12 protein-coding genes and 1 pseudogene are annotated in these 11428 nt (G+C 36.6%); 7 read left to right on the top strand and 6 right to left on the bottom strand.

Annotated features, from left to right (window positions below; all coding sequences use genetic code 11):
- From A5844_RS14290 to A5844_RS09160, 3 genes are all read right to left on the bottom strand, one after another.
- Positions 1 to 568 (bottom strand): hypothetical protein (locus tag A5844_RS14290; RefSeq protein WP_179190579.1); only part of this gene is annotated, 568 nt, incomplete at its 3' end.
- 407 nt (positions 569 to 975) lie between these two features.
- Complete coding sequence (locus A5844_RS09165; protein WP_086284883.1) at positions 976 to 1491, bottom strand: LURP-one-related/scramblase family protein; 516 nt, start codon at positions 1489 to 1491, stop codon at positions 976 to 978.
- Between the two features lie 26 nt (positions 1492 to 1517).
- A complete protein-coding gene (locus tag A5844_RS09160; RefSeq protein WP_086285254.1) occupies positions 1518 to 2387 on the bottom strand; it encodes a Cof-type HAD-IIB family hydrolase in 870 nt (289 codons plus the stop codon).
- A gap of 126 nt (positions 2388 to 2513) precedes the next feature.
- Between A5844_RS09160 and A5844_RS09155 the strand changes: the two genes are divergently transcribed.
- From A5844_RS09155 to A5844_RS09140, 4 genes are all read left to right on the top strand, one after another.
- Positions 2514 to 3194: a uracil-DNA glycosylase gene (locus A5844_RS09155; protein WP_086284882.1), complete on the top strand. Its 681-nt coding sequence runs from the start codon at positions 2514 to 2516 to the stop codon at positions 3192 to 3194.
- 154 nt (positions 3195 to 3348) lie between these two features.
- On the top strand, positions 3349 to 4329 hold the full coding sequence (gene pta, locus A5844_RS09150) for a phosphate acetyltransferase (RefSeq protein WP_086284881.1): 981 nt from the start codon (positions 3349 to 3351) through the stop codon (positions 4327 to 4329).
- 472 nt (positions 4330 to 4801) lie between these two features.
- Positions 4802 to 5272, top strand: a complete 471-nt coding sequence (gene tsaE, locus A5844_RS09145; protein ID WP_086284880.1) for a tRNA (adenosine(37)-N6)-threonylcarbamoyltransferase complex ATPase subunit type 1 TsaE — start codon at positions 4802 to 4804, stop codon at positions 5270 to 5272.
- Positions 5265 to 5786: a GNAT family N-acetyltransferase gene (locus A5844_RS09140; protein ID WP_086284879.1), complete on the top strand. Its 522-nt coding sequence runs from the start codon at positions 5265 to 5267 to the stop codon at positions 5784 to 5786. Before tsaE ends, A5844_RS09140 begins: the two co-directional genes overlap by 8 nt.
- Before the next feature lie 697 nt (positions 5787 to 6483).
- On the opposite strand, the gene A5844_RS09135 is transcribed toward A5844_RS09140, so the two are convergent.
- Together A5844_RS09135 and A5844_RS09130 are read right to left on the bottom strand one after the other, a co-directional pair.
- A complete protein-coding gene (locus tag A5844_RS09135) occupies positions 6484 to 7017 on the bottom strand; it encodes a 3'-5' exonuclease (RefSeq protein WP_086284878.1) in 534 nt (177 codons plus the stop codon).
- A gap of 200 nt (positions 7018 to 7217) precedes the next feature.
- Entirely contained in the window at positions 7218 to 7970 is a 753-nt protein-coding gene (locus A5844_RS09130) for an exodeoxyribonuclease III (protein ID WP_086284877.1), read from the bottom strand.
- 106 nt (positions 7971 to 8076) lie between these two features.
- Here A5844_RS09130 and A5844_RS09125 point away from each other — a divergent pair, with 106 nt between their 5' ends.
- The 3 genes from A5844_RS09125 to A5844_RS09115 all read left to right on the top strand — a co-directional run bounded on the left by A5844_RS09125 (position 8077) and on the right by A5844_RS09115 (position 10564).
- Complete coding sequence (locus tag A5844_RS09125) at positions 8077 to 8997, top strand: Gfo/Idh/MocA family protein (protein WP_086284876.1); 921 nt, start codon at positions 8077 to 8079, stop codon at positions 8995 to 8997.
- A gap of 70 nt (positions 8998 to 9067) precedes the next feature.
- Positions 9068 to 9970 carry a UDP-N-acetylmuramate dehydrogenase gene (gene murB, locus A5844_RS09120; protein WP_086284875.1) on the top strand — a complete coding sequence of 301 codons (903 nt, stop codon included), beginning with the start codon at positions 9068 to 9070 and terminating at the stop codon, positions 9968 to 9970.
- 24 nt (positions 9971 to 9994) lie between these two features.
- The gene (locus tag A5844_RS09115; RefSeq protein ID WP_086284874.1) at positions 9995 to 10564 is read left to right on the top strand and encodes a GNAT family N-acetyltransferase; all 570 of its coding nucleotides are present in this window, start codon (positions 9995 to 9997) and stop codon (positions 10562 to 10564) included.
- Between the two features lie 423 nt (positions 10565 to 10987).
- Here A5844_RS09115 and A5844_RS14660 read toward each other — a convergent pair.
- A pseudogene (locus tag A5844_RS14660) lies at positions 10988 to 11137 on the bottom strand (IS110 family RNA-guided transposase); the annotation flags it as partial.
- Positions 11138 to 11428 lie beyond the last annotated feature (291 nt).

Here is an 11428-nt window from a genome sequence, read left to right as displayed (position 1 = left end):
TTAGTTCTTCAAAGCGTTCTGCTAGCTTTAAAGCTGATCCAGACATTCCTTTCGCTACTTTTTTAACTTGATTAAGATAATATTTCATATCATCAATATCTAATAGATCAACTGATGAAAGTTGTTCATACACATTTAGTAAATTTCCAACGACTGCACTAGATGCGATTTTAAACTGATTGGCTAAGGAAGTAGAGTCTGCAACGGCATTGTAAATATCGACTCGAAGTTTATATAAATTTTTATGGGCATCTCCTTCGTAAATCCCGTTACATGCATTATACGAAATGTCAATGAGGGAAGCGGAACTTTCTAAATTCATACATAGGCTCTCTAAGTCGATTTGGTTTAGGATGTCTACTATAGCGCGTTGAACAATCAATGAATCAGAAGGGGGAGCTTCGAGCATAGAGTAAGGACCTTCAGTTAGTGTTCCATTGTTGTATTTCAACAGGATGAGGGGACCTTCAGTAGTTTTTAGCATCTCTGTTCGCATATTATTAAAATTGATCTCACTAATTTGAAGTGAAGCGTGGATTAAAGTGGATAGGTCTTGTGTTTTTGTCATTTTAAAACTCCTTCCTATACTTTAACGGCAAGAAAGAAAACGATGTCAAAGATCATTTTTAAGTTATCTGTTTATTGTTATTCTATAATTAAATAATCAAATTTCAAAGTAAAAAGCCTTGGATTTATAAAATTGTTTGTTATTTAATTCTTTTAAAAAAACTTTTATTGGGGGGGTTGTTGGAAAGTGATAGTGGATCGTTAATAAAAACAACAATAAAAGAGTTCTGAACTAAGCATTTAAATCAAATAAGAAATAAAATTTGATTTGTGACAAAATAAGTGAGGAGATAGATAGTCAGAGCAAAAGAGTGAGCTAGTAACATAATCTTAAGTGAAAAATAAGTATAAAAAATGATCGACCATGTCTCAGCTATAAAGCTAATACAGGGTCGATTATTTTTATACTTAATTCACATCGAAGCGGTACGAAAAAGGCGCTTCTCTATTTTTATTTTTTCGATAGAGCCAATAATCAAGAACAGCTGCAATACAAATACAAATAGGCGCATGTTCTTCTTTTGGGATATCCAATACATAATAATCTCCTGTAAAAAGAGAGGCTTTGTCCATTTTCATGATACGTTCATTAAAATGCTGGATCTGATATTGATGGTTATAAATATCACCTTGGACTGTCCAATGCAAACGCCGTACGTAATAGAAATCACCAGGCCAATTAAAAATTTTTTGCATCGTTCCGACTCTTTCGAAATCTTTATAAAGTTCAAAGCGTGTACCGAATGTCAGACTGATTTGTTTGATATGTGCAATCAAATCACCATTCATTGCATAAAGAGACAATGCATCACCTTTTGTTCCCCAACGACCGACCATTAAGAAAAGTGATTTACCTGTTTCATCCTTGACGATCGTCCGAGTAGACCGGCTCAATTGCTTTTTTTGAATGAAAAATTCTGACATGATTGATCCCTCTCTTCTCCAAACCTCTATAGATTTTCGTTGATTGCTCTTAAAATTGCCTTTCCAACGCCGGATTCAAGATTTATATCAGTGACATATTTGGCATAGTCTTTGACTTCGATTTCAGCATTTCCCATGGCAAAACTGACACCAGCAGTTTGAAGCATGCTGACATCATTGAAGTTATCACCAATTGCCATGACTTCATCTAAAGAAATCCCACGTTCATGAGCGACATGAGCGACGGCAATCCCTTTTTGTGCATTTTTGTGGTTGACTTCAAGGTTGTTTTGACCAGATGATGTAACAGCCAGATCACCCAAGTCACTGATTTCTTTTCCTACAGGACCCAAAATATGAGCGCCTTCCATATGGAAACAAATTATTTTCAATACTTCTAATGATTCATCTTTCAATAAGTCACGAATACTGTCAATATAAGTGATATGCAATAATTCAAGGTTGGCGGAAGCCATTGCAATTGCCATTTTATAAGTCAAATGGGGCAGATGCGAAGCGATGGAAGAGGCGAAGCTTTCGATCCTTTTTGCTTGGCTTTCAGAAAATAACCCTTGGTTTGTTGCTACTTCATAGTAAATTTTGTTGGCATCCAAGATATCTAAGACAGTCATTACTTGGCTATGTGGTATAGGAACAGTAAAAAGCGACTTTCCTGATTTATCGAACACTTGCGCACCATTTAACGTGATCATGGCACAATCAATAGCTGCCTCATCTAATGCAGCTCGAGCTTCTTGATAATTACGTCCAGTCGCTACCATAAATTCAATACCCATGTCTTCTGCTAATTGGATGGCTTCTTTATTTTGGGAAGAAATACTCATATGGGCATCTAATAAAGTACCATCCATATCAGAGGCGATTAATTTGATCATAGTCATTCTCGTTCCTTTCCTTTTCTCCCTTTTAGTTTAACATACTCAAGGGGAAGTGTGAGGGAACTTTTTGACTTGTTTGGAAAGAATTTGTAAGGTATTCTGAGAAATAGGAGGTGGAACGATTTGAAAGAAATCATCCATAATAGTTGGCAAGATATTTTAGCTGATGAATTTGAAAAAGAATACTATCAGCATTTGAGAACGTTCTTGAAACAAGAATATACAACAGAAAAAATTCATCCTGATATGTATCATATTTATGAAGCTTTAGAACTCACTCCTTATGAAAAGGTCAAAGTAGTGATTCTAGGGCAGGATCCGTATCATGGTGTAAATCAGGCACATGGCTTATCATTTTCTGTACAACCCAAGGTGAAAACGCCCCCATCTTTAGTGAACATCTACAAAGAGTTAGAAGCCGATTTAGGCATTGCTCCAGCATCTCATGGGAATCTTGTATCTTGGGCAAAACAAGGCGTGCTATTGTTAAATACGGTTTTGACTGTACGAGAAGGACAAGCTTTTTCTCATCGAGGAAAAGGTTGGGAGCAATTGACCGACAAGATTATTGAAAAGTTAAATGAGCGAGAAAAGCCAATCATCTTTATTTTATGGGGCCGGCCAGCTCAAGAGAAAAGTAAAATGATCGATCAGAGTCGCCACATTATCCTAACATCTGCCCATCCTAGTCCATTATCAGCACATCGTGGTTTTTTTGGGTCAAAACCATTTTCGAAAACTAATGATGCATTGTTAGCTTTAGGGGAAAAACCGATTGATTGGGAATTACCTAAAACAGTTTGATGATACAGCGCTTTCCTGTTATAGTGCAGTTTTGGTCGAATATGTGAAAAAGTTCATTTTTATTAAATCGTTGACTAATACAGAAAAAATAAACTGTTCTTTTTTTTCTGTTTGGTGTATGATTATACTTAACAAAATATCTGGAGGTCATCTTGTGGAATTGTTTGATAGTTTAAGATTTAAAATTGTACGTCGCGGTATTAAAATTGTTTTTCCGGAAGCAACGGATGCAAGAATTTTAGGAGCTGCAGCACGTTTAAAAGCTGAAGAACTGATTGAACCGATTTTGATTGGTAGTAAAGAAGAGATTGAAGCCGCTGCCAATGCACGTGGTATCCAAACTTCGAATTTTACGATCATCAATCCTAATGACTATGCGCAATGGGACGAAATGGTGGAAGCGTTTGTTGAACGTCGTAAAGGAAAAGCAACAAAAGAACAAGCAGAAGAAATTTTAAAAGATGTCAATTACTTTGGTACTATGCTTACGTATATGGGAATAGCAGACGGTATGGTTTCCGGTGCGATCCATTCAACAGGTGATACAGTGCGTCCGGCATTACAAATCATTAAAACCAAACCTGGTGTGAGTCGTACAAGTGGAGCAATGATCATGGTCCGCGGAAGAGATCAAGAGAAATACGTCTTTTCAGATTGCGCCATCAATGTGAATCCAAATGCACAAGAATTAGCAGAGATTGCCGTTGAATCAGCAAAAACAGCGGAATTATTTGATATCGATCCTAAAATCGCATTAATGAGTTTCTCAACAAAAGGTTCTGCTAAAGCACCAGAAGTTGACAAAGTCGTAGAAGCAACGAAAATTGCACAACAACTTGCACCACAATATACATTTGATGGTGAATTACAATTTGATGCTTCTTACGTGCCATCTGTTGCCCAATTAAAAGCACCAGATTCTAAAGTAGCTGGACAAGCAACAGTGTTCATCTTCCCAGAATTACAATCAGGAAACATTGGTTACAAAATTGCGCAACGTTTTGGAAACTTTGAAGCAATTGGACCAATCTTGCAAGGATTGAACAAACCAGTCAGTGATCTGTCTCGTGGAGCAAATGAAGAAGACGTGTACAAACTTGCGATCATTACAGGTGCACAAACTTTATTAGACTAATCGTAGGAAATGAGCGTGTGACAAAAGTGGTATTTACTTTTGTTCCACGCTCTAAATATGTATAAACGGCGAAAATAGAAGCAACTCCTTTGAAAATATGCTGGAAAGTGCAAAAGTTTGAAAAACAAATTTCGTGAATCCCTTCTGATTTCTCGGAGTGAAACACTTAGTTCCAAACTCAAGCTATATTCGTTAATCATTCTCTCAAATAATGAGTGGAATTTAGCGAGCAATATGAAGTCGGGGTATTTGAAAATTGGGTCAATTTTCTAGATACTCCGGCTTTTTTTTTGTCTTGAGTAAATGGTTTAGATACTCCCGACTGCAAAGCACCATACCAACATTACAAACAAATACAGCATCCACATTTCTATGGAGATATCTAAATCATTTCTATCATAAACATTCGTTTTCCCTTTAATTTTTTTCAGTTAAACGTTATACTGACAAAAAAGAATGAGGAGAAATGAGCATGATTGAATTAGCAAATGTCGAAATGACTGAGGAGTTGGCTCAGATCATTGGAAAAACAGCGGAACCCGGGAATAATCTTGTGTTAACCGGTGATTTAGGCGCAGGAAAAACGACATTAACAAAAGGAATTGCTAAAGGATTAGGAATTGATCAAATGATTAAAAGCCCTACGTATACAATCATTCGCGAATATGAAGGTAGGTTGCCGTTATATCATATGGATATTTACCGCGTGGCGGCTAGTGGAGCTGATTTAGGATTAGATGAATATTTTGAAGGAGAAGGATTATCCGTTATCGAGTGGGGAAACTTGTTGGAAGAAGCCTTGCCTGAAGATTATTTGGAACTGATTCTTGAAAAAAATGATACAGATTTTGAGAAACGCTATGTGAAATTCCAAGCATACGGCTCACAAAGTCAAGCTTTTGAGCAACGAATCATGGATAATTGGAAAAAAATCCATGACTGAAGAAGTTCAATTGACCTTAAGGGAGGCTCGTCCTCAAGATGCACAAGCTTTGCTAGAGATGTTGCAGCAAACAAAAAAAGAAACAGATTATATTTTAGTAGATAAGGCAGCTTTACAATTGTCCTTAGATGCTTTAGCAACTGAATTGCAAGCAATCAATAATAGTATGAGTGATCTCTTATTTTTGGCAGTGTTGGATCAACAAATCATTGGGGTAGTATCCGTTGAAGCCACAGCAGATAAACCTTCTAGTTTAGTCGGAGAAATTGGGATCAGTATTTTGAAAAAGTATTGGGGAATGGGCCTAGGCACGCTTTTATTTGAAGAAGTAATCTTGTGGACAAAAGTAAACGATGTACTATCTGCATTGGTACTAGAGGTACAAGAACGAAACCAAAGAGCAATCCATCTTTACCATAAAGTAGGCTTTCAAATCGTAGCAACTAATCCCTATGGTGCTAAAAGTAACGCAGGAGAATTCTTATCCACCATAAAAATGAAGATGGAATTATAAGACAAGGTCATGAAAAAGCCGCTTAGCTCTGAGTATTAAGACGGAATTTGAGAAAATAGCTCCACATATTTTTTCAAGTTTCGACTTAATATCGAAAGAGCTGGCTCTTGAATACCGTTTATCAAAGGTCATGAAAGAAGCGTTTTGCACTGAGGCATAAGGACAAACAATAGAAAATGGCTCTTCACATTTTTTATTGTTTTGACTTATGTCCAAAGTGTAGATTCTTGAATACCGTTTATCAAAGTTGTGACAACAGCGTTTTGATCTGAGAAGTAAGAAAAAATCGCAGAAAATAGTTTTCCATATTTTTTGTGACTTTAGCTTAGTGTCGAGGATCAGCTGTTGGAAGACTGTTTATCACGGTCATGAAAGAAGCACTCTACACTGTGGTATAAGGGAGAAAAATAGAAAATGGCGCCCATATTTTTTCGAATTTGAAATCACAGTTCTCATCGTTGTGATCACAATGTTTTGGTTTGAACGATTAAGAAAAAAAGCTGGGATAGAAGTGGTTAACTCCGAGAAATAAGCTGAAATTCACGAAAATTGCTTTTCGATTTTTAGTGGACTTCAGCTTATTTTCGAAGGAGTTGCTTCTGATTCCGCTGCTTATACGTATTTATAGTGTGGAACAGTAGAAGAAAGAGGGGACTGTAGATCAATCCCCTCTTTAGCAAATTTGTTAGGCTTCTTTTTATTTCACAGTAACTAATTTTTTCAAGGGATCAGTCCCAAAGTATTTTTCTTGATATAACAAGATTTCCGCACAAGCACTACTGTCTTCTAGTGCATCATGGTGATTATTCAATGTGATATTTAAATTTTCACAAACCGTATTCAAGCGATGATTCGGCATCTCTGGAAACAAGCGCCGACTTGTTTTGACTGTGCATAAAGAAAGATAGTTAGGTTTTGGTAGATGATAGTAATCTAAACATCCGGCTAATACTTTGGTATCGAAGGCTGCATTGTGAGCTACAACTAAGCGATTTTTTTGGAAATACTTTTGGATGTCTTGCCAAACTTTTGGAAACTTTGGTGCTTGTTGGACATCTTCTGGATGGATACCGTGGATTTGGATATTTCGCCAGAAAAAAGGCGTTTCTGGTTGGATCAATGTATAATATTCATCCACGATTCGACTATTTTCAACTTTTACTAATGCAAGAGAACAGGCGCTGTGAGGTTGATGATTGGCTGTCTCAAAGTCCATTGCAATAAAATTCATATTCAAAAAACCTCCTTAAAAAATAAAGACTAACATATATTCGTTATAAAATAAACAAAGAAACCTAGAGATATGTAAAAGGAAATTCGTAAATGAAATACAGTATAACCAATCTTTTCTTAAAATGTTTTTGTTTTTTCAAATGGTAAGAGGCTAAGAAACAAGCTTAACCTCTTATAGATTTTTTTTGCAAGAATGATTTAGTCTAATACTAGTTCCACCGGACAGTGGTCACTACCCATAATCGTTGTATGGATTTTTGCATCCACTAAGTGTGGTTTCAAATCTTCGCTTGTCAAGAAGTAGTCAATACGCCAACCAGCGTTGTTTTTTCGAGCGTTGAAGCGGTAACTCCACCAAGAATAAACGCCTTCTTTTTCTGGATAAAAGTATCGGAAGGTATCAATGAAGCCACTTGATAATAGATGAGTTAATGCTTCTCGCTCTTCAATTGTAAAGCCAGCACTTTTTTGATTAGTTTTCCAATTTTTCAAGTCTATATTTTCATGGGCAACATTCAAGTCACCACATACAATGACTGATTTTTGTTTTTTTAGTTCTTCCAAATAATGGTAAAAAGCTGATTCCCATTGTAAACGATAATCTAACCGTTTTAATTCATTTTGCGAATTAGGAGTATAGCAAGTTACTAGGAAAAATTCAGGATATTCTAAAGTGATCAAACGTCCTTCTTGGTCATGTTCTTCTATCCCCATGCCATAAGATACATTTAAAGCAGGTTGCTTGGCAAAGATAGCTGTTCCAGAATAGCCTTTTTTCTCTGCGTAATTCCAATATTGATGATAACCAGGTAAGTCTAGATCAATTTGACCTGCTTGTAATTTTGTTTCTTGTAAGCAGAAAAAATCAGCATCTAGTTCAGCAAATGTTTCTAAAAAGTTTTTATTTACAATGGCACGTAATCCATTGACATTCCATGAAATAAATTTCAAAAAAACAACACTCCTTCTTTTATTATTTCTATGCGATTATATTGTACCTCATTTTTCTTAAAAATAGTGTAAGATAAAAGTAATGATAAATAATGGAGGCAAGAAAATGAAAATAGGAGTAGTTGGTGTAGGGAATATTGCCGAAAAAGCATATTTACCTACTTATGCAAAAAAACAAGGAACAATCGATTTTTATTTTGCTACAAGAAATGAAGCAACGAAGCAAAGGTTGAAAGATACTTACGGATTTAAGCATCTATACAAAACAGTTGATGAATTGATCGACGAAAAAATCGAGGCTTGCATGATCCATGCGGCAACGAAAGTTCATTATGAATTAGCAAAGAAATGTCTTGAAAATGGCATACACGTATTTATTGATAAACCATTAAGTGTTCATTTAGAAGAAGTCCACTCATTGCAAAAATTAGCTGAACAAAATCAAGCTATCTTGATGGTTGGTTTCAATCGTCGTTTTGCACCAATGGTCGAAAAATTAAAAGCGGTTTCTAATAAACGTTTGATCCATTTACAAAAAAATCGCATCCGTTCTAAAGAAACGACACAGTTTGTGATCTATGATTTATTTTTACATCTTGTGGATACAGCTGTTTATCTATTAGACGAACCAATTTTATCTGTGAAATCTCATATTCGAGAAACAGAAGAGTATATGGAACTTGCAACGATGTCTCTCGAAACCGCAAATCAAACAGCTATTTTGACGATGGATTTAGCAAGTGGAGCAAACACTGAAACTTATCAAGTTACAAGTAAAGATGCTACTTATGAATTAAGTAATCTGACGGATCTAGTCGTTCGTCGTCTTGAGAAGGTTGAATTAGAAACATTTGGTGATTGGACAACGACTCTAGACAAACGAGGCTTTGCGCCAATGGTTCAATTGTTTTTCAGTGAAATCCAACAAAAAAATCCTGATAAATCAAACCTAAAACAAGTAGGGATTGAACAAAGTCACGCATTATGTGAGGAGATGCTGACACGACATGCTCGCCATCAACTTTGAGAAGACTGGCAAGAATGTTTTAAGCGTGATAGAATAATGAGGACGTTTGATACAGAAAGGAAAATCCTCAGTGAATAAAGAAGATATCGTAAAAAAATTACCAGAGTTGAATCTGTTGCTTGATGAACCATTGATGCACTATACATTTACTAAAACGGGTGGGCCAGTTGATGTATTAGCTTTTCCAAAATCAAAAGAAGAAGTCAAAAGACTCATTGATTATTGCCGAGAAAATGATGTGCCTTGGTTAGTACTAGGAAACGCTAGTAACTTAATCGTTCAAGATGGAGGCATTCGGGGTGTAGTCATCATGTTGACGGAAATGAATCAAGTCAATGTCGAAGGAACGATGGTCAGTGCGGAAGCTGGGGCAAAATTGATTGACACCACTTATGCAGCGTTGGCAAAATCATTAACTGGCTTTGAATTTGCTTGCGGCATTCCTGGTAGTGTCGGCGGAGCTGTCTATATGAATGCAGGCGCTTATGGGGGAGAAATCAAAGATGTGTTTGCTCAAGCGGATCTTTTATTTGAAGATGGAACGATCCATACGCTAACAAACGAAGAAATGGCCTTTTCTTATCGCCATAGTAAACTTCAAGAAATGAATGCTATTGTTTTGGAAGCACGCTTCCAATTAACCCCTGGAGAATATGAAGAAATCAAAGGGCGAATGGATGAATTGACCGAATTACGTGAATCCAAACAACCTTTGGAGTATCCTTCTTGTGGTAGTGTGTTTAAACGACCTGTAGGGCATTTCACCGGGCAATTGATCCAAGAAGCAGGCTTACAAGGATTGAAATGGGGCGGCGCACAGATTTCTGAAAAACATGCGGGCTTTATCGTAAATGTCGATCACGCCACAGCAACAGACTATACAGAATTGATTGGACATATCCAGCAAGTGATCAAAGAAAAATTTGATGTCACGTTGGAGACGGAAGTTCGCATCATTGGCGAAAAACAGTGAGGGAAGAAAAGGAGGGAAGAAAAAATGTTGGATAAATCAGTACCTTATGCTGAGATTTGGATGTCTCGTCCACTTGATCTGTCATTACCCTCTTATACATTAGACACAAACTATCACTTTGAAATGTATCGCCCTGGTGCTGAACAAGATTGGGCATGTATCGAAACGGCAGTTGGAGAATTCGAGTCTGTCGGAGAAGCAATGGATTATTTTGAAAAAACATTTACACCGTATCCAGAAGAGTTAAACAAGCGGATGTTTTTTGTTGTTGATCAGAATAATGAACGAGTGGCTACGTGTACAGCTTGGGAGAAAACGCGTCATGGTAAAAATTACCCTGTTTTTCATTGGTTGGCTGTCAAGCCAGAACACCAAGGAAAAGGGATTGCTAAAAGCTTAACGATCGAAGTCTTACGATGCTTCCAAAAGATTGCTAACTACGGTCCAGTTTTTCTTAGTACGCAAACATGGAGTTATCCAGCAGTTAGACTCTATCAAAATTTAGGATTTACATTTATGACTGAAAAATTTGACGGCAGTATCAATCCTGACTATCAAAAAGCAATGGATATCATCAAGAGTCAAACCAAGTAATGAAGTAGGGTGCTTTGTTCAATCTGCATTAGGAAAAATTTTAGAATAACGGCACTTTGCTAAATGATGTTGATGAACAGAAATTTTAGAACGATTGATAGGCTGGAACAGAAGAGGTTAACTCCGGGAAGTAAGAAAGAATTCACGAAAATTACTTTTCAAATTTTTGTGAATTCCAGCTTATTATCGAAGGAGTTGCTTCTGATCCCGCCTTTTATACGTATTTAGAGCGTGAAACAAGAGTAAATGGTACTTTTGTTCTACGCTCTTTTTCCTACGATTAGTCAAGAGAAATTTATAAATCAAATGATTTATTTTTGATCTAGAATCAGAAGAAGAAAATGAAGGTATACGAAATAAACCAAGGAATAAGAAAATTTTTTTACTTGGTCTGTGCTACAATGAGTCTATAAGGTTAATCCCTTATTGGTCGTTAGAGGCCGTATACGCATAAGCGTACATTGTATGATTCCTGACCATGGAATGCATACACTTCAGAAGCTTGTTCATACAGGCGACTGTGGCAACCTTTTCCTTTTTAGGGACGGGTTGCTTTTTTAGTTTGTAATAGTGGCTCTTTGTCAAACACACATGAATTCGCAAACTCATTCACCCTGAAGAATGAAAGGTAAGATTGTAGTACAATTATAGGGGAAAGGAAAAAAGCCGCCATTATTTTGGAAAAGCAAGTGATGCCGATTGTCAAACTGGCTTGCTTTATTTCTCGAGAACCTTGAAATATTGCCAATGAGCATGTGTATAAAAATTTGATTTTACATGAAATAAAGCACTCCTTTCCTAAAATCATGGGAAAGGAGTGCCTTTTTATGGAAATCATTTACGAATGCTGTGCTGGATTAGATG

Origin of the sequence: Candidatus Enterococcus wittei, assembly GCF_002140175.1 — a bacterium.
In the GTDB taxonomy this organism is placed as follows: Bacteria; Bacillota; Bacilli; order Lactobacillales; family Enterococcaceae; genus Enterococcus_B; species Enterococcus_B wittei.
Note: the sequence above shows the minus strand (reverse complement) of the source record. Positions and strands in the feature narration are given on the sequence as shown.